This window comes from Nocardia sp. NBC_01503 (assembly GCF_036327755.1).
Lineage (GTDB): Bacteria > Actinomycetota > Actinomycetes > Mycobacteriales > Mycobacteriaceae > Nocardia.
In genome coordinates this window covers 8,218,960-8,235,953 of the sequence record NZ_CP109596.1, presented here as the reverse complement: position 1 = coordinate 8,235,953, position 16,994 = coordinate 8,218,960, and the positions used below count along the sequence as shown (strand labels likewise).

The following is a 16,994-nucleotide window of genomic DNA, read 5'->3' as shown; positions in this document are numbered from 1 at the left end:
AATCTCAGCCGAGCTGGGACAGGGCGGTGAGCAGGGGGAGGATGGTGTGCAGGAAGTCGCCGGGGCACGACGTTTCGCCGCAAATGTCTTGCCAGTCACCGTGACCGGAGACGGCGGGCTTGGTGGCGGTGATGCCATTCACGGGGTTGACGTAGTTGATCTGGGCGAAGGGGTGAATGCCCAGGCCGGTGCAGAGGCGGGTCAGGACCGCGTCGAGGCTGTGCAGGGCAGGTTTGCTGGGGAGGGTGTGGGTGAAGTCGCCGATCAGGCAGATGCCGATATTTCCCGAATTCGCGCCGCGCACATGGCCTGCCGTGACCACCTCGGCGCCGGGCTTCAGGTCTGTGCCGGGTTTGAGGATGGGGGCGTCGTCGGTGCCGGGGTGACGGGCGGAGTAGATGACGCCGTTCGGGTCGATCATGAGGTGGTAGCCGAGATCGCCCCAGCCTTGGCCGTCCGGATCGGGGAGGGCGTGGAAGCGGTAGACGCCGCGGACCGCGTCGCGGTAGTCGTCGTACTCCGCGCCGGTGGGGATCTGGGTGTGGTGCACGGTAATCAGCTGTGCCGGTGAGTATTCCGGTTCCCCCCAGGTCTGGAGGGATTCGTCCGCGCCCCAGCCGGAGCGGGTGACCGCCGGGAAACCCCAGGCGTAGGAGGTGGTTACCGGTGTTTTGAACGGCTGCGCTGTCACGGGCGCGAAAACGCTGGGGAGCGTGATGTTTTCGGCGATCACGTCGACCTTGTCGGCCCCCGCCGGGATCGGCACGATCTCCGAGAGCTTGCCGGGGCGATCATCGCGCCCGTGGGCGGTGCGGTGTACGGGAACCGGATCGGTCCATGCGCCCGCTACCCGGAATCGCACCGAGGCGGGTTTCGCGGTCGGTTCCACATCTCTCAAGGCGGTGAAAATACCGCCCTTGCAATCGGTTCCCGCTGTTGGCCCGGCGTGCGCGCTGCCACGCGCTCCGAGCATTCCGGCCGCCGCGACAGCAGCGGCCCCGGTTAGTAGTGTGCGGCGATCGATTCGATTGTTCTGTGTCACTTCAGTCCTCGCTCTTTCGTCCGATGAATCGTACGAAAGGGCAACGACTACTCGGTGACCCGCACCGGGAATCGGGCCGTGAGACCGTCGACGAAGGCGGTCAGCGCCAATTCGAAACTCTCGGAATCGATTTCGTCCGCGCGAGCGCGCAACAGATGCGCCTGCTCCAGATGCGGATAGCGATCCCGGTAAACCTGTACGTCATCGACGAAACCGCGGGAGAAGGAGCCGATGGTCGCGCCCATGACCAGATAGCGGGTGGCCGCGCCGATCATGGTGGCCTCGCGTGGCGGCCAGCCCGCGCCGACCAGTCCGCCGTGTACGGCGTCGGCGTGCCGCAGATTCTCCTCCCGCTTGCCGGGACCGGCCGCCAGATACGGCACGAAGTTGGGGTGCGCGACGAGTTCATCGCGGTAGGACCGCGCCCAGGACATCAGCCCGTGCTGCCAATCCCCGGAATCGAAGGCGGAGGTGTCGACGCGGCTCATGATGCCCGCGGCGATGTCATCGAGGAGATCGTCCTTGGTGGGGTAGTGGCCATAGAGCGAGGCGGCCTGCACACCCAGTTCGGCGGCGAGTTTGCGCATGGACAGCTCGGCCAGCCCATCGCGATCGACCAGCGTCAGCGCGGCGTCGCGAATGCGTTCGCGACTCAGCAGCGGCACCTTCGGTCTGGCCATTGCTTGAAGTTATCACCCGGGTCTTGAAAAACCGAACACCGTTAGGATAGCTTCGCAGGCATAAACCTAACAACGTTTGGTTAGGAGCCATTCAGCATGGACTTCGAGCTCGGCGAGGCACAGCGCGAACTACGCGAGGTCGCCCGCGCCTGGGTGGACAAAGAGGTCGTCCCCTTCGCCGCCGCATGGGATCGCGAAGAATCGGTGGACACCGCCATCGTCGGCAAACTCGGCGAGATGGGCTTCCTCGGTATCGAGATTCCCGAGGAGTACGGCGGCTCCGGCGGCACCGCCCTGGACTACTGCCTGCTCCTGGAGGAGCTCGGGCGCGGGGACAGTTCGGTGCGCGGCATCGTCTCGGTCTCGCTCGGGTTGGTGAGCAAGTCGATCAAGACGTACGGCACCGATGCACAGCGGCGAGAGTGGTTGCCGCGCTTGTGTTCCGGGCAGGCCCTGGGCTGCTTCGCGCTCACCGAACCCGAGACCGGCTCGGATGCGGGCAACCTCACCGCCAAAGCCGTTCGAAACGGCGATGATTGGCTCATCTCCGGCACGAAGATCTTCATTACCAACGGCACCTGGGCCGATGTGGCCATCGTCTTCGCACGCAGCGGCGGACCCGGGCCAAGGGGTGTGACCGCCTTCTTGGTGCCCACCGACGCGCCCGGCTTCACCCGCACCGAGATCAAGGGCAAGCTCGGACTGCGCGGCCAGGCCACCGCCGAACTCGTCCTCGATCAGGTACGGGTGCCCGACTCCGCGCGGCTCGGCGATGAGGGGCAGGGCTTCAAAATCGCCATGGCCGCACTCGACAAGGGCCGCATGGGCGTGGCCGCCGGATGTGTCGGCGTTGCCCGCGGCTGTCTCGAGGCGGCGGTGAAATACGCTCGGGAGCGCGAGCAGTTCGGCAAGCCCATCGCCTCCTATCAGCTGGTTCAGGAACTGCTCGCCGATATCGCCGTCGACGTCGAGGCGGCTCGGCTGCTCGCCTGGCGGGTGGCCGACCTGGTGGAGCGCGGTAAACCGTTCGGCACCGAAGCCTCGGTCGCCAAACTGTTCGCCAGTGAGGCCGCGGTCAAGGCCGCCAACAACGCGATTCAGGTGTTCGGCGGGTACGGGTACATCGACGAATTCCCGGCCGCCAAATACCTGCGCGATGCCCGGGTGCTCACGCTGTACGAGGGCACCAGCCAGATTCAGAAGCTGCTCATCGGACGCGCCCTCACCGGCGTGAACGCCTTCAACTGACATCGTTCCCAACAACATTCGCTGACAAGGAGTTTCGCTATGACTTCGAAGGTTGCATTCGTCACCGGCGCGGCGCGCGGTATCGGCGCGGCCACCGCCTCCCGGCTCGCGGCCGACGGATTCACCGTCGTCATCGCCGATCTGGACGAGGCCGCCGGTAAGACCGCCGTGGACACCATTGTGGCCGCGGGCGGTAAGGCCATCGCGGTGGGCTGCAATGTCGCCGACGAAGCCTCGGTGGATGCGGCGTTCGAACGCGTTGTGGCAGAGCTGGGTTCGGTCGACGTGCTGGTCAACAATGCCGGTGTGCTGCGCGACAACCTGCTGTTCAAGATGTCGGTCGAGGACTGGGACACCGTCATGTCGGTGCATCTGCGCGGCGCGTTCCTGTGCAGCCGGGCCGCGCAGCGGTACATGGTGAAGCAGAAGTCCGGAAAGATCGTGAACACCTCCAGCGTGTCCGCGCTGGGCAGCCGTGGGCAGGCCAATTACTCGGCCGCCAAGATGGGTATCCAGGGCTTCACCCGGACGCTGGCCATCGAGCTCGGCCCGTACGGGATCAATGTGAATGCCGTCGCGCCGGGTTTCATCGTCACCGATATGACCGATGCCACCGCCGCGCGTGTCGGCGTCGATCCGGCCGAATTCCGTAAGGCCGCAGCCGAAGTCACCCCGTTGCGCCGTGTCGGCTACCCCGAGGACATCGCCAATGTGGTGTCGTTCCTCGCCTCCGAAAACTCGTCCTTCGTGACCGGCCAGACGATCTACGTCGACGGCGGACGCAAGCTCTAACAACTCTCAGAGAAAAGAATCATGCAGCGAACAGTCTTCGACGCCGACCACGATGCCTTCCGTAAGACGGTGCGCTCCTTCATCGAATCGGAGGTCGCACCGCATTACGACGAGTGGTACGAGGCGGGCATCGTGCCGCGCGAGTTCTACTACAAGCTGGCCGAACTCGGCATCTTCGGTATCGAGGTACCGGAGGAGTTCGGCGGCGCGGGTATCGAATCCTTCAAGTTCCAAACCATTCTCATCGAGGAGTGCGCCCGCGCGGCCGTCTCCTTCGGTGGGTCCAGCGTGCACGTGGGCCTGTGCCTGCCGTATCTGAAGATGCTCGCCACCCAGGAGCAGAAGGAGCGCATGCTCCCGGGCTTCGTCAGTGGCGAGATCATGTTCGCGATCGCCATGACCGAGCCCGGCACCGGCTCGGACCTGGCCGGAATGCGGACCACCGCAAAGCTTTCCGCGGACGGCACGCACTATGTGCTGAACGGGTCCAAGACCTTCATCACCGGCGGCGTACATGCCGACCGGGTGATCGTCTGCGCCCGCACCGCCGCACCGTTGGAAAACGATCGCCGCCACGGTATTTCGCTGTTCCTGGTGGATACCAAGTCCCCGGGATATGTGGTGGGCCGCAAGCTGGACAAGCTCGGGCTCAAGACCTCCGATACCGCGGAGCTCAACTTCACCGATGTGAAGGTGCCGGTGGCGGATCTGCTCGGCGAGGAGAACAAGGGCTTCTCCTACCTGGGTCTGAACCTGCCCCAGGAACGGCTCTCCATTGCCGTCGGCGCGTACGCGCAGGCCACCGCCGCCATCGCGTTCGCCAAGGAATACACCAAGCAGCGCAATGTCTTCGGGCAGCCCGTCGCCAGCTTCCAGAACACCAAGTTCGAACTGGCCGCCTGTCAGGCCGAGGTCGATGCCGCCGAGGCCGTGGTCGATCGCGGGCTCGAGGCCCTGGACGCCGGGACGCTCACCCCGGCCGATGCCGCCTCGGCCAAGCTGTTCTGCACCGAGGTCGCCGCGCGTGTCATCGATCGCTGCCTGCAGTTGCACGGCGGCTACGGGTTCATCAACGAGTACCCGATCGCCCGCCTGTACGCCGACAACCGCGTGAACCGCATCTACGGCGGCACCAGCGAGGTCATGAAGATGATCATCGCCAAGGACATGGGCCTGTAGCCCGCATCCGACATCGCTCCAACCCATGAGGTCTCAATGAACGCGACTCTCTCCCTGGCCAGCATTCTCGCCGAACCGGCGCGACGACGGCCCGACCACCTCGCTCTCATCGAAGGGGCGCAACGGATTACCTTCGCCGAGCTGTGGCGGCAGGCCCGCGAACAGGCCGGGGCGCTCATCGCACTCGGTGTGCGGCCCGGGGATCGGGTCGCGCTCATGGGACCCAATACCGCTGACTTCCCACGCGCCTACTTCGCGATTCTCGCGGCGGGCGCGACGGTGGTGCCGGTACATCTGCTGCTCACCGCGCCCGAGGCCGAGTACGTATTGCGCGACAGCGGCGCTTCGCTGCTGATCGCCCACGATATGGTCGCACCGGTGGCCGAGGCGGCCGCCGAGAGCGCCGGGATTCGCTGCATCAGCCCGAAAGAACTTGTCGGCGACGCGATTCCGACGTTCATCTCGCGCAGTCCGCTCGATACCGCAGTGGTGTTCTACACCAGCGGCACCACCGGAACACCCAAGGGCGCGGAGCTCAGCCACCTCAATATGGTCATGTGCGCGACGGTGAACGCCTTCGACGCCAATGAGGTGCACCGCGATGACATCGCCCTGGGCGCACTGCCGCTGTTCCACGTCTTCGGGCAGACCGTCTCGATGAACTCGCACTGGCGGGTCGGCGCGACCCTGGTGCTGCTGCCGAGATTCGATGCGGCAGAGGCGATTCGGCTCATGAACACCGAGAACATCAATATGTTCCACGGTGTCCCGACCATGTACCTCGGCCTGTTGGAGGCGGCGAAACACGCCGAGAAGCTGCCCGAGCTCAAGCTCTGCATCAGTGGCGGCGCGGCCCTGCCACCCTCGGTGCTCGAGGAGTTCGAGCGCGTCTACGGCGCGAATGTGCTGGAGGGCTACGGACTTTCGGAGACCTCACCCACCGCGACGGTCAACCAGCCGCAGCTCGGCGCACGCGCCGGAACGGTCGGGCACGCGGTCTGGGGCGTGGACGCCGAGATCGCCGATCCGGATGTGCGCGACCGCATCGAACTGCTCCCCGCCGGGAGCATCGGCGAGGTCGTGGTGCGCGGCCACAATGTGTTCAGCGGTTACACCGGTAGGCCGGAGGCCACCGCGGAGGCGGTGGTGGACGGCTGGTTCCGCACCGGAGACCTCGGCACCAAGGATGAAGAGGGCTACCTGCGCATTGTCGACCGCATCAAGGAGATGATCATCCGCGGCGGATTCAATGTGTACCCCACCGAGGTGGAGGCCGCGCTCCTGCGGCATCCCAAGATCGCGCAGGTCGCGGTGATCGGTGTACCCGATGACAATTACGGCGAGGAGATCCTGGCCGTCGTCATACCCGCCGAACCGGTCACCGCCGATGAGGTAATCGATTACGCCCGTGAGCATGTCGCGCGCTATAAGTACCCGCGCCGCGTCGAATTCCTCACCGAACTCCCACTCGGGCCGACCCATAAGATCCTGAAACGAGAACTGAAGGAGCGTTTCGCATGAGCGGTCAGGCTCGGAGGCGGCAGCACGGTGTAACCACGCAGAGTCCCGCACCTGCGACAGGAGGTACAGCATGATCGACTTCGCCACCTTCGATCAGCTGCGCGCGGCGGTGGGCACCGAAATCGGGGTCAGCGATTGGTTTCTCGTCGACCAGCAGCGCATCGATCGGTTCGCCGAGGCCACCGGTGATCACCAGTGGATCCACGTCGATCCGGTACGCGCGGCCGAGGGACCTTACGGCCGCACCATCGCCCACGGGTTCCTGACCCTGTCCCTGGTCGTCCCCATGACCGCCCAGGTGATGGAGTTCAGCTGCGCCCGCATGGCAATCAACTACGGGCTCAACAAGGTTCGCTTCATCAGCCCGGTTCCGGTGGGCAGTCGCATCCGCGGTCGCTTCACCCTGAACTCGGTGACCGATATCCCCGGCGGTGTCCAGGCCGAGCGCACGGTCACCGTCGAGATCGAGGGCGAGGCCAAACCGGCCTGCGTCGCGGAGAGCATCGCCCGTTATCTGTCCTGAGTGCCGGTTCGGCGTGAGAACCTTTCGCTCTCACGCCGACTCAGCGTTCGGGGTAGCCAGGACTCGGGATCAGCGATGGGTATTCCGTAGCCGGGGCGGTCGCCGATATCGCCTCGTGCTCGGGCCACCGCAGGTCTTCCGGCCGCCGCGGGCGCTGATCTACTTGACCGGTCCGAAAGGCTGTGCCGAGAGCGGGGATTCGTCCGGGGTCATGGTCGCCACCACGGCGATACCGGCGGAGCGGAAATTGCTCAGTGCCCGCGCGATATGGTCCGCCGAGGTGATCAGGATGGCGGCGTGCGCGCCGATCGCCTCCATGAGCTGCGCCGAGAACGCCGCATTCTGAACCGTGGAGTTCGCCTTGGTCTCACTGTGAATGCGCTCGGGGTGGATGCCGCGTGCGATCATCCAGTCCGCCATGGCCTGTGCCTCGGTGCGTCCGTTCTGCGGATTGCCGCCGGTGACGATGACCGGCGCCTCGGGGGAGAGCAGCGCCGAGACGTATCCGGCGTACAGGCGGTTGATCAGCTCCGGGCGCATATCGCCGTCCGGTTGCAGCCCGTAGCCGAGCACCACGATCGCGGTGGTGGGGCTGAACATGGCGGGCAGGTCGAGACCGGGCAGGTCCAGCCCCGGCATCAGGTTGGTCACCGAATTGAGTGCGGTGACAACATCTTCGGTAATGCCCGCGATGGGGGTCGCGGGCACGGCCGAACCCTCGGCGTGGGCCGGGATGGCGGCCGCGGTGATCGCCGCGACGGTGGCCCCGGCGAGCAGGGTGCGCACGGCGAGGCGAGCGGTATTTCGGGAGAGGTGGCGCAGAACCGGAACGGCCGGTAGCAGGTCGTACATCGGAAACCCCCTGGATAGCCACTAGTGACTACTAGTCGGTTCACATTTTGATCCATGATCACCCGAAATCCTCGCCCGGGTACGGAAATCGTGAAAACAAGACCCCAATTTCTGGAACTTGTTCACTCAGTGGGACGTTCGGGTTCAGTGGAAGGCGTCCCGATGGGCTCGGCACCACTGCTCGAAGGTGCGCGGAGCCCGGCCCAGCAGCTCGGCGACCGTCTCGGTGCGCAGACCGACTGTGTCCGAACGCATCCGGTCGAAGGATTCGCGAATCGCCTCGGCCAGCGCCGGGGGCGCGCCCCGGGGAAAGCGGGCGCGAACGGCCTCGTCCGCGGTGGCGGTGGCGCGAATCCGCAAGGGGCGGTCCAGGACTCCGGAGAGAATCGCGACCTGCTCCGCGCAGGTCAGTGATTCGTCACCGGTCAGGTTGTACGCGGCTTTCGCATGACCGTCCTCGGTCAGTGCCAGGGTCGCGACCGCCGCGATATCGGCGGGGTCGATGGGTGCGAAGCGACCCGGTCCGGTCGGATCCAGAATGGGCTCATCCGCGCGAATCGCCGGAATCCACTCCAGGACATTGGTCATCAGCCCGCCCGGACGCAGGATCGTCGAGTCGATACCGCTGTCGATGACGAGCTGTTCCCGCGCGTGATGCCAGCGACCCATGGGCGGAATCGGATCGCCGAGAGCCCAGAACGAGGAGATCAGCACGACGCGCTCGACCCCGGCCGTGCGAGCGGCCGCGACGGCATGCTCGGCGTGGTCCATGCCGGTGCCGGGTACGAGCAGGAACAGCGCGGTGACACCGTCGAAGGCGGTGGTCAGGGTCGCGGGATCGTCGAGATCGCCGAGGTGGAGTTCGGCTCCGGGGAGATCGGCGGCTCGTGCGGTATCGCGCACCAGTGCCCGGTACGGCACCGCGGCCGCACCCAATTGTCGAGAGAGCTCCCGGCCTATGTTTCCGGTGGCTCCGGTCAGAAGTATCATGAAAAACGCTCCAAGTCGTTAGCCGTCTATCGAATAACGCTAGACGGCTAACGATCTCGGGTCAATGGTCGATTTCGCATATCGGAGGGTCGATGTCCGCATTCCTGGACCTGCACGGCAGCACATCGAAAGCCTTGCGCGCCTTGGCCGATCGCGATATGCGACGGCACGGCCTGCATCTGGGCCAGAACCATGTGCTCGCCGTGCTCTGGGAGCGGGACGGGCGCACCCCGGGGGAGATGGCGGCCGCGCTGAACGTCACCACCCCGACTGTCGTCAAAATGGCGACCCGCATGACCGCGGCCGGACTGCTGGTCCGCCGCCCCGACGATCGCGACAACCGACTCGTTCGACTCTGGCTCACCGATAAGGGCCGCGAACTCCAGGGCCCGGTCGAGGCCGATCGCAAGCTGCTGGAGGACAGGGTGACCGCCGCCCTCACCGATACCGAACGCGCACATCTGATGTCGGCCCTGACCAAGATTCACGCCAGCGCCACCGAACTCCTCGGCGGCCCCATCGACCAACCCGGCACGCTGCCCGACTGACACAACCGGCAACGCCGCGCCCGTGATCACCTAGAGTTGGGCGCATGATTACCGCGATCGTGCTGATCCACGCCGAGTCCGACCGCATTCCTGAGACCGCGCAGGAGTTGGCGGATATCGACGGGGTGGCCGAGGTCTATTCGTGCGCGGGCGATGTGGATCTGATCGCCGTCGTACGGGTGCGCGAGTACGAGCGCATCGCCGAGGTGGTGACCGGGCGCATCAACAAGACCCCGGGCGTCGTGCGCACCGCGACCCATATCGCGTTCAAGTCCTACTCGCGCGCCGATGTCGAGGCGGGCTTCTCCATCGGCGAATAGCGGCTCAGTCCGACTGGACCGACGCTCCGAGTGGCGTCGCCGTCCGGCCGGGCTCCACCACATTGGTGACCCCGCCCTTACAGACGGGGAGTAGATACACGCGGATCCCGCGGTCGGTCCTGTTCTCCACCGCGATGCGTCGCGGCACCTTGCGAATGGTCAGACAACCGGACGGGTCGAGGTAGTGGTGCCCGTCGACGGTCAGCGTGCCCGCGGCCGTCTCTCGCACGATCGGTGCGACCGGGTGTGCACCGCTCTCCGGCACCGCGCCCAGTAACCCGCCCACGCCGAGCACCGCCGCGACCGTGAATAATCCACGCCGCCAAGGGATTCCGCAGTGCTCACAGGTGTGCGCCATTACGGTGCGGTCGTTGACGCACCGGCGTTCATCACTCGTAATCGCACCATGCCGCACATCCTCGACTCGGTCCGTACGGCGATCACCCGCGCCCGGCAGCGGAGAACCGCCTGCTCAACGATCGAACTGTAGCGCTGTCGCGGGCATCTCACCGGCAAACGCGCGGGGTTACTCCGCGTCGAGCTGATTGGTGACGGTCGCCCAGCGGTCCAGCAGGTCCGCCGCCGCACCGGTATCGATGGCCGCGGCGACCTTCTCCAGGGCCACCGCCAGCTGCGAGTGCAGATCACCCGCGGCGGACTCGGGGGTCATCTCGAAGGCGACCACGGCGGCCGCGGAGTTCAGTAGCACGGCATCGCGCACCGGGCCGCGTTCACCCGCGAGCATATTGCGGGCGATCACCGCGTTCATCTCCGCGTCACCACCCTTGAGCGCCGACGGATCCACCCGCGCGATCCCCAATTTCGTTGGGTCGATGGTGGTTTCGACACTGCGCCCGCCCGCGACCACCCACGCATCGGTGGTGTCCGCGGTGGTGATCTCGTCCAGGCCGTCATTACCGCGCACGATCAGCGCGGTGGAGCCGCGGCTCGCGAACACACCCGCGATGGTCGGCAGCAGATCCGCGAACGCGCAGCCGATGAGTCCGGCGGTCGGCTGGGCCGGATTGGTCAGCGGGCCCAGGATATTGAAGACCGTGGGGATGCCGATCTCACCGCGCGCCTTGCTCGCGTACCGCAGCGAGGGATGGAAGACCGGGGCGAAACAGAAGCCGATCCCGACCTCCTGCACCGACTTCGCCACCGATTGCGGGCCGAGGGCGATCTTCACCCCGAGCGCCTCCAGCACATCCGCGCCGCCGCTCTTGGACGAGGCCGCGCGATTACCGTGCTTGACCACCGGAATACCGGTGGCCGCCACCACGATCGAGGACATGGTGGAGATATTGACCGTGCCGGACCGGTCGCCGCCGGTGCCGACGATATCGACCGCGCGGCCCTCATAGGGCACCCGGCGCGCGTGCGACAGCATTCCGTCGGCCAATCCACCCAGCTCATCGGGGGTGGGGCCCTTCATCTTCAGCGCCACGCCGAAGGCCGCGATCTGCGCCGAGGTCGCGCTGTCGGTGAAGATCTCGTTCATGGCCCACGCGGCCTCATCCGCGGACAGGTCGTTGCCGTCGGTGAGGATGCCGAGAATTTCTCGCCAGCTGCGCGCGCTCATTGACTCTTCCATTCGGGTTCAACCAACTCTCGGGACTCTCAGGGGCTTCGCCCCCGAACCCCCCGGGAATCCGGAGTGATGTCGGGCCACCAGTGTTGTCGGAGCAAGCCTAGTGCGCGGGGGCTATTTCTTTTCCCTTGGTTGTCCCGGTGCGGGTTGCAGGGCGTCCCAGCCGAGGGCGTCACCGTCATGGCGCTGGGCCAGGCCCGCCATTCGGGAGCGCTCCTGCGAGCAGTGCAGGGCGTCCAGGAGCTGTACCCGCTGCAAGATCATGTTCGCCTCGTAGTCGTAGTCGGTTAACTCATATCCGTCCTGCGCGGCTATGACTGCGACAGACTGCATCTGATCATCGGGAATCCGCAGGTGATGCCGCAGCACGGCAGGCTGGTCGGCAGTCCAGTTCTCCGCTCGTGCGAGCGCCGCCGAACACGCCTCCGCGTCGTCGAAGCTCGACGCCACCACGATCAGATCGCCGCGCCCGGGATCCAGTTCCGTTGTCCCGCCGCGCCGCAGCAGCTTTCGAACCCACTCCATCGCTGTGTCCAACTCCTCGAATCTCGGCTCAGGTTTCTCTTACCCGGTCAATCTAGGCTGGTCCGTGACACGCCGAGCGCCCCACGAGAGGCTCGCTCGCCCTGCGGTTTCCGACACGTACGACGAAGTTTCGTACCCCGCTATGTCTGTCGTACTACGACAAGTCATACTTACCGGCGTGACGACCGCAGTAGGGACCCCAGGATCGGCCATTACCCAGCGAGTGCATTCGCTGAACCGGCCCAACATGGTCAGCGTCGGTACCATCATCTGGCTGTCGAGCGAGTTGATGTTCTTCGCCGGCCTGTTCGCCATGTACTTTGTCGCCCGCGCGCAGGCCCACGGCCACTGGCCGATGGAGCCGACCGAGCTGAACCTCAAGCTCGCCGTGCCGGTGACCGCTGTGCTGGTGGCCTCGTCCTTCACCTGCCAGATGGGTGTCTTCGCCGCCGAGCGCGGCGATGTGTTCGGCCTGCGTCGCTGGTACACCGTCACCCTGATCATGGGCGCGATGTTCGTCGCCGGTCAGGGCTACGAGTACACCAACCTGGTCAAAGAGGGCACCACGATCTCCAGCACCGTGTACGGCTCGGTCTTCTACATCACCACCGGCTTCCACGGTCTGCACGTCATCGGCGGTCTGATCGCGTTCGTGTTCCTGCTGATCCGCACCTCGCTCAGCAAGTTCACCCCCGCGCAGGCCACCGCCGCGATCGTCGTCTCCTACTACTGGCACTTCGTCGACATCGTTTGGATCGGGCTCTTCGCCACGATCTACTTCATCCGCTGACGCGGATCCAGTACCACGGCACTGCCCGCCGTAGGCACGAAGCTTCTGACAAGTCGGTTCCGTCTACTCCAAAGGGACACAGATGAGTTCATCTCCCCCGTCAGCGCCAGATCCCAGCGAGGGGATCGGCGAGGCCACCAAGACCCGCAAGCAGCGGCGCCTGCGCCGCAAGCTGGCCGGCGGTCTGGTTCTTCTGATGGGCCTCGTCGGAGCCGGCTTCGCGGCATCGGCCCTGACCCCGCAGGCGCAGGTCGCCACCGCGCACGAGGACCAGTCCGCGCTGATCCGCGAGGGCAAGCAGATCTACGACACCTCCTGCGTCACCTGCCACGGTGCCAACCTGCAGGGTGTCCAGGATCGCGGCCCGAGCCTCATCGGCGTCGGCGAGGCCGCGGTGTACTTCCAGGTGTCGTCCGGTCGTATGCCCGCCGCCCGCAACGAGGCGCAGATCGTCCGTAAGCCCCCGAAGTTCGACGCGCACCAGACCGACGCCCTCGGCGCCTACATCCAGGCCAACGGTGGCGGTCCGACCGTCGTTCGGGACAGCAACGGTGAGATCGCGCAGGAGTCCATCATCGCCGGAGCCGATCTCGGCCGCGGTGGCGAACTCTTCCGCATGAACTGCGCCTCCTGCCACAACTTCACCGGTAAGGGCGGCGCGCTGTCCTCCGGTAAGTTCGCTCCGCCTCTGGAGGAGGCGAGCGAGCAGCAGATCTACCTGGCCATGCTCACCGGCCCGCAGAACATGCCCAAGTTCTCCGACCGGCAGCTGACGCCGGAGGAGAAGAAGGACATCGTCGCGTACATCAAGGACCGGATGGAGACCAAGTCCGAGGGCGGCTACGGCCTCGGCGGCTTCGGTCCCGCGACCGAGGGTCTGGCCATCTGGATCGTCGGCATCGTGGTTCTGGTCGGATCGGCTATGTGGATCGGATCCCGGTCATGACCGCGTCAGGCCCGGAGGCGGTAGCGCAGCGTAACCACGGAGGGCCCGCGGGCATGACCCGGAGGATTCAGTCATGAGTGAACAGGAGCGAAAGAGCATGGGGGACAACCCCAGCGAGCACGACTTCACCGATGAGCAGCTCGACGCCATGTCGCGCGATGAGCTCGTCGAACTCGGCACCAAGCTCGACGGTGTCGACGTCGCGTACCGCGCCCCCCGCTGGCCGGTCCCCGGTACCCGCGCCGAGAAGCGCGCCGAGCGTCAGGTGGCGCTGTGGTTCGCCATCTCCGCGATCTTCGGCGCCGCGCTCATCGGCGTCTACCTCTTCTGGCCCTGGGAGTACAAGGGTCGCGGCGAGGAGGGCAACGGCGCTTACACGCTGACCACCCCGCTGTACGGCCTCACCATGGGCATCGCGGTGCTCGCCATCGGTATCGCCGTGGTGCTCATCCGCAAGAAGTTCATCCCGGTCGAGATCTCCATCCAGGACCGCCACGACGGTAAGTCCTCCGAGGTCAACCGCCGCACCCTGGCCGCGCAGCTGCAGGACGCGGTGGACACCTCCACCCTGGGCCGCCGCAAGCTCATCACCCGCACCGCGGGTGCGGGCGCGGGCCTGCTCGGCATCGGCGCGCTGTTCGTCTTCGCCGGCGGCATGATCAAGAACCCATGGGCCAAGGGCGACAAGTCGCCGCTGTGGGTCTCGGGCTGGACCCCCGATTACGAGGGTCAGACCGTCTTCCTGCGCCGCGATACCGGCCGCCCCGAGGACATCGTCCTGGTGCGCCCGGAGGATCTGGACGCGGGCGCGATGGAGACCGTCTTCCCCTGGAAGGAAGAGTGGCGCGGTGACGAGCACGAGACCCTCCAGTCTCTGCGCGGAATTCGCAACGCCGTCATGCTGATTCGCCTGCGCACCAAGGACGCCGAAGGCGCCATCAAGCGCAAGGGCCAGGAGAGCTTCAACTACGGCGATTACTTCGCCTACTCGAAGATCTGCACCCATCTCGGTTGCCCGACCTCGCTTTTCGAGCAGCAGACCAACCGGATTCTCTGCCCCTGCCACCAGTCGCAGTTCTCCGCGACCGAATGGGGTAAGCCGGTCTTCGGTCCCGCCGCTCGCGCGCTGCCGCAGCTGCCGATCACCGTCAATGCCGAGGGCTACCTGGTCGCCGTACACGACTTCATCGAGCCCCTCGGCCCGGCCTACTGGGAGCGTCGTTCATGAGCCAGGCCAACGAACTCGACGAGCGGTACCACGCTGCCGCATTCGTGAAGCGGTCGATCAACAAGGTCTTCCCGACCCACTGGTCGTTCCTGCTCGGTGAGATCGCGCTGTACGCGTTCATCATCCTGCTGCTGTCGGGTATCTACCTGACGCTGTACTTCGACCCGTCCATGAGCGAGACCGTCTACCAGGGCGCGTACCAGCCCCTGCGCGGTGTCACCATGTCGCGGGCCTATGAAACCGCGCTGAACATCTCCTTCGAGGTGCGCGGCGGTCTGTTCGTGCGCCAGGTGCACCACTGGGCGGCGCTGCTGTTCGCGGCGTCGATCATCATCCACCTGTTCCGCATCTTCTTCACCGGCGCGTTCCGCAAGCCGCGTGAGGCCAACTGGGTGATCGGCTCGCTGCTGCTCATCCTGGCGATGTTCGAGGGCTTCTTCGGTTACTCGCTCCCGGACGACCTGCTCTCGGGTACCGGTCTGCGCGCGGCCTTCTCGGGCATCACCATCGGTGTTCCGGTCATCGGCACCTGGCTGCACTGGCTGATCTTCGCGGGCGACTTCCCGGGCACGATCATCATTCCGCGCCTGTACATCGCGCACGTGCTGCTCATTCCGGGCATCCTGCTGGCCCTGATCGCCGCGCACGTCGCGCTGGTCTGGTACCAGAAGCACACCCAGTTCCCCGGACCGGGTCGCAAGGAAACCAATGTCGTCGGCGCGCGCATCGTGCCGGTGTTCGCCGCCGACCAGGGCGCGTTCTTCATGTTCACCCTGGGCATCGTCGCGATCATGGGTGGCGTGCTGCAGATCAACCCGATCTGGAACCTGGGTCCCTACAACCCGTCTCAGGTCTCCGCGGGTTCGCAGCCGGACTTCTACATGATGTGGACCGACGGTATGGCGCGTCTGATGCCGCCGTGGGAGCTCTACTTCTGGGGCCACACCGTGCCGGCCGCGTTCTGGGTCGCGCTCATCATGGGTCTGGTGTTCACCGTCCTGGTGATCTACCCCTGGATCGAGAAGCGCCTCACCGGCGACACCGCTCGCCACAACCTGCTCCAGCGTCCGCGCGACGTGCCGGTCCGCACCGCCATCGGTGCCATGGCCATCGCGTTCTACCTGGTGTTGACCCTGGCGTGTGTCAACGACATCATCTCGCTGAAGTTCGACATCTCGCTCAACGCCACCACCTGGATCTTCCGCATCGCACTGCTGACCGCGCCGCCGATCGCCTACTTCGCGGCGTACCGGCTCTGCCTCGGCCTGCAGCGCAGCGACCGGGCGGTGCTCGAGCACGGTATCGAGACCGGTGTCATCAAGCGCCTGCCGCACGGTGAGTACATCGAGATCCACCAGCCGCTGGGACCGGTCGATTCGCACGGCCACCCCATCCCGCTGGAGTACCAGGGCGCACCCGTGCCCAAGAAGATGTCCAAACTCGGCTCCGCCGGCAAGCCCGGCACCGGCTCCTTCCTGTTCGCCGACCCGGCCCAGCAGCAGCTGGACAATGTCGCGAACGCGCACAAGGAAGAGCACGACATGCTGGCCGCCCTGGAATCCCACCAGGACACCGCGGACAGCGGTTCGCACGGCCACTGAGGTCGACAGCTGTAAAGGGAAGGCCCCGAGTCGAATTCGACTCGGGGCCTTCCCCTGTTGGTAGGCAGCTCGTTCAGAGCGCCCCCGGGAATCGGCATATCGAGAGGCAGCTGCTGCCGCTGCTGGACGACCTGCGGGCAGTATTGGCGGGCCCGGGCGGCATCGATGACCTGGAGTGCGTGGTGACGTACATTCTTAGTGTCGGTGAAACCAGCTGCGCTGATCTGGGGCCGGTCATCGATCGGCTCGGTCCCCTCGCCAAGGAGGTCATCATGACAACCGCGCAACGACTCCGCGCGGAAGGCCGCACGGAGGGCCGCACGGAAGGCCGCGCTGAGGCACTCCTGGAGCAATTGACCTTGAAGTACGGGGAGTTGTCGGCGGGGATCGCCGCTACCGTCCGCACGGCGGACACGGAGCTGCTGCGATTGTGGACCGCACGGGTGCTCACCGCAGGCGGTATCGACGAGGTCTTTCAGCCGTGATGCGACGCACGTTGCCCATGGTCTGGACCGGCGTGCTGTCATCGACCGCCGCGAGGGTTGAACGGAGCACGATCGCGCAGAAGACATCCGTGCCGTAGACGACGGCGGTGCTGAGTACGGAGACCGTTGACAA

Annotated in this window: 19 protein-coding genes; 12 read left to right on the top strand and 7 right to left on the bottom strand. The window is 65.9% G+C overall.

The genetic code is table 11. The features are described 5' to 3' along the window. Positions 1-4: 4 nt before the first annotated feature. On the bottom strand, positions 5-889 hold the full coding sequence (locus OHB26_RS38180) for a peptidoglycan recognition protein family protein (protein WP_330185913.1): 885 nt from the start codon (positions 887-889) through the stop codon (positions 5-7). A gap of 200 nt (positions 890-1,089) precedes the next feature. Then, complete coding sequence (locus tag OHB26_RS38175; RefSeq protein ID WP_330182093.1) at positions 1,090-1,722, bottom strand: TetR/AcrR family transcriptional regulator; 633 nt, start codon at positions 1,720-1,722, stop codon at positions 1,090-1,092. A gap of 96 nt (positions 1,723-1,818) precedes the next feature. On the opposite strand from OHB26_RS38175, the gene OHB26_RS38170 reads away from it, so the two are divergent. The 5 genes from OHB26_RS38170 (at position 1,819) to OHB26_RS38150 (ending at position 6,985) form a co-directional block, all read left to right on the top strand. Then, positions 1,819-2,970 carry an acyl-CoA dehydrogenase family protein gene (locus tag OHB26_RS38170; RefSeq protein ID WP_330182092.1) on the top strand — a complete coding sequence of 384 codons (1,152 nt, stop codon included), beginning with the start codon at positions 1,819-1,821 and terminating at the stop codon, positions 2,968-2,970. Positions 2,971-3,009: 39 nt separating this feature from the next. Continuing rightward, positions 3,010-3,762 (top strand): SDR family NAD(P)-dependent oxidoreductase, encoded by a 753-nt coding sequence (locus OHB26_RS38165; RefSeq protein WP_330182091.1) that lies wholly within the window; start codon positions 3,010-3,012, stop codon positions 3,760-3,762. Between the two features lie 21 nt (positions 3,763-3,783). Then, positions 3,784-4,941: an acyl-CoA dehydrogenase family protein gene (locus tag OHB26_RS38160; RefSeq protein ID WP_330182090.1), complete on the top strand. Its 1,158-nt coding sequence runs from the start codon at positions 3,784-3,786 to the stop codon at positions 4,939-4,941. A gap of 36 nt (positions 4,942-4,977) precedes the next feature. Next, complete coding sequence (locus OHB26_RS38155; protein ID WP_330182089.1) at positions 4,978-6,462, top strand: long-chain-fatty-acid--CoA ligase; 1,485 nt, start codon at positions 4,978-4,980, stop codon at positions 6,460-6,462. Between the two features lie 70 nt (positions 6,463-6,532). Then, positions 6,533-6,985, top strand: coding sequence for a MaoC family dehydratase (locus OHB26_RS38150; RefSeq protein WP_330182088.1), 453 nt, complete (start codon positions 6,533-6,535; stop codon positions 6,983-6,985). Between the two features lie 159 nt (positions 6,986-7,144). On the opposite strand, the gene OHB26_RS38145 is transcribed toward OHB26_RS38150, so the two are convergent. Further along, positions 7,145-7,837: a YdcF family protein gene (locus tag OHB26_RS38145; RefSeq protein ID WP_330182087.1), complete on the bottom strand. Its 693-nt coding sequence runs from the start codon at positions 7,835-7,837 to the stop codon at positions 7,145-7,147. A gap of 144 nt (positions 7,838-7,981) precedes the next feature. Further along, positions 7,982-8,827 (bottom strand): NAD(P)H-binding protein, encoded by an 846-nt coding sequence (locus OHB26_RS38140; RefSeq protein WP_330182086.1) that lies wholly within the window; start codon positions 8,825-8,827, stop codon positions 7,982-7,984. Positions 8,828-8,919: 92 nt separating this feature from the next. Here OHB26_RS38140 and OHB26_RS38135 point away from each other — a divergent pair, with 92 nt between their 5' ends. Both OHB26_RS38135 and OHB26_RS38130 read left to right on the top strand, forming a co-directional pair. Next, positions 8,920-9,375: a MarR family winged helix-turn-helix transcriptional regulator gene (locus OHB26_RS38135; RefSeq protein ID WP_330182085.1), complete on the top strand. Its 456-nt coding sequence runs from the start codon at positions 8,920-8,922 to the stop codon at positions 9,373-9,375. Positions 9,376-9,419: 44 nt separating this feature from the next. Further along, positions 9,420-9,695 (top strand): Lrp/AsnC family transcriptional regulator, encoded by a 276-nt coding sequence (locus OHB26_RS38130; RefSeq protein ID WP_330182084.1) that lies wholly within the window; start codon positions 9,420-9,422, stop codon positions 9,693-9,695. A gap of 4 nt (positions 9,696-9,699) precedes the next feature. On the opposite strand, the gene OHB26_RS38125 is transcribed toward OHB26_RS38130, so the two are convergent. The 3 genes from OHB26_RS38125 to OHB26_RS38115 form a co-directional block, all read right to left on the bottom strand. Next, the gene (locus OHB26_RS38125; RefSeq protein WP_330182083.1) at positions 9,700-10,053 is read right to left on the bottom strand and encodes a hypothetical protein; all 354 of its coding nucleotides are present in this window, start codon (positions 10,051-10,053) and stop codon (positions 9,700-9,702) included. A 168-nt stretch (positions 10,054-10,221) separates the two neighbouring features. Continuing rightward, positions 10,222-11,277 (bottom strand): anthranilate phosphoribosyltransferase, encoded by a 1,056-nt coding sequence (trpD, locus tag OHB26_RS38120; RefSeq protein WP_330182082.1) that lies wholly within the window; start codon positions 11,275-11,277, stop codon positions 10,222-10,224. Between the two features lie 123 nt (positions 11,278-11,400). Then, positions 11,401-11,811 carry a ribonuclease E inhibitor RraB gene (locus OHB26_RS38115; RefSeq protein WP_330182081.1) on the bottom strand — a complete coding sequence of 137 codons (411 nt, stop codon included), beginning with the start codon at positions 11,809-11,811 and terminating at the stop codon, positions 11,401-11,403. Between the two features lie 178 nt (positions 11,812-11,989). On the opposite strand from OHB26_RS38115, the gene ctaE reads away from it, so the two are divergent. The 5 genes from ctaE (at position 11,990) to OHB26_RS38090 (ending at position 16,861) form a co-directional block, all read left to right on the top strand. Further along, complete coding sequence (gene ctaE, locus OHB26_RS38110; RefSeq protein ID WP_330182080.1) at positions 11,990-12,601, top strand: aa3-type cytochrome oxidase subunit III; 612 nt, start codon at positions 11,990-11,992, stop codon at positions 12,599-12,601. A gap of 82 nt (positions 12,602-12,683) precedes the next feature. Further along, a complete protein-coding gene (gene qcrC, locus OHB26_RS38105; RefSeq protein WP_442942813.1) occupies positions 12,684-13,547 on the top strand; it encodes a cytochrome bc1 complex diheme cytochrome c subunit in 864 nt (287 codons plus the stop codon). A 73-nt stretch (positions 13,548-13,620) separates the two neighbouring features. Continuing rightward, positions 13,621-14,775 carry a cytochrome bc1 complex Rieske iron-sulfur subunit gene (gene qcrA / locus OHB26_RS38100; protein WP_330182079.1) on the top strand — a complete coding sequence of 385 codons (1,155 nt, stop codon included), beginning with the start codon at positions 13,621-13,623 and terminating at the stop codon, positions 14,773-14,775. Then, positions 14,772-16,376 (top strand): cytochrome bc1 complex cytochrome b subunit, encoded by a 1,605-nt coding sequence (gene qcrB, locus OHB26_RS38095; RefSeq protein ID WP_330182078.1) that lies wholly within the window; start codon positions 14,772-14,774, stop codon positions 16,374-16,376. Before qcrA ends, qcrB begins: the two co-directional genes overlap by 4 nt. Positions 16,377-16,558: 182 nt before the next feature. Beyond that, positions 16,559-16,861, top strand: coding sequence for a hypothetical protein (locus OHB26_RS38090; RefSeq protein ID WP_330182077.1), 303 nt, complete (start codon positions 16,559-16,561; stop codon positions 16,859-16,861). Positions 16,862-16,994: the final 133 nt, after the last annotated feature.

Bases quoted from the DNA above. Each gene is read 5' to 3' on its own strand.
- OHB26_RS38175 (WP_330182093.1), bottom strand. From the start codon at position 1,722: ATGGCCAGACCGAAGGTGCCGCTGCTGAGTCGCGAACGCATTCGCGAC.
- OHB26_RS38170 (WP_330182092.1), top strand. From the start codon at position 1,819: ATGGACTTCGAGCTCGGCGAGGCACAGCGCGAACTACGCGAGGTCGCC.
- OHB26_RS38165 (WP_330182091.1), top strand. From the start codon at position 3,010: ATGACTTCGAAGGTTGCATTCGTCACCGGCGCGGCGCGCGGTATCGGC.
- OHB26_RS38160 (WP_330182090.1), top strand. From the start codon at position 3,784: ATGCAGCGAACAGTCTTCGACGCCGACCACGATGCCTTCCGTAAGACG.
- OHB26_RS38155 (WP_330182089.1), top strand. From the start codon at position 4,978: ATGAACGCGACTCTCTCCCTGGCCAGCATTCTCGCCGAACCGGCGCGA.
- OHB26_RS38150 (WP_330182088.1), top strand. From the start codon at position 6,533: ATGATCGACTTCGCCACCTTCGATCAGCTGCGCGCGGCGGTGGGCACC.
- OHB26_RS38145 (WP_330182087.1), bottom strand. From the start codon at position 7,837: ATGTACGACCTGCTACCGGCCGTTCCGGTTCTGCGCCACCTCTCCCGA.
- OHB26_RS38140 (WP_330182086.1), bottom strand. From the start codon at position 8,827: ATGATACTTCTGACCGGAGCCACCGGAAACATAGGCCGGGAGCTCTCT.
- OHB26_RS38135 (WP_330182085.1), top strand. From the start codon at position 8,920: ATGTCCGCATTCCTGGACCTGCACGGCAGCACATCGAAAGCCTTGCGC.
- OHB26_RS38130 (WP_330182084.1), top strand. From the start codon at position 9,420: ATGATTACCGCGATCGTGCTGATCCACGCCGAGTCCGACCGCATTCCT.
- OHB26_RS38125 (WP_330182083.1), bottom strand. From the start codon at position 10,053: ATGGCGCACACCTGTGAGCACTGCGGAATCCCTTGGCGGCGTGGATTA.
- trpD (WP_330182082.1), bottom strand. From the start codon at position 11,277: ATGAGCGCGCGCAGCTGGCGAGAAATTCTCGGCATCCTCACCGACGGC.
- OHB26_RS38115 (WP_330182081.1), bottom strand. From the start codon at position 11,811: ATGGAGTGGGTTCGAAAGCTGCTGCGGCGCGGCGGGACAACGGAACTG.
- qcrC (WP_442942813.1), top strand. From the start codon at position 12,684: ATGAGTTCATCTCCCCCGTCAGCGCCAGATCCCAGCGAGGGGATCGGC.
- qcrA (WP_330182079.1), top strand. From the start codon at position 13,621: ATGAGTGAACAGGAGCGAAAGAGCATGGGGGACAACCCCAGCGAGCAC.
- qcrB (WP_330182078.1), top strand. From the start codon at position 14,772: ATGAGCCAGGCCAACGAACTCGACGAGCGGTACCACGCTGCCGCATTC.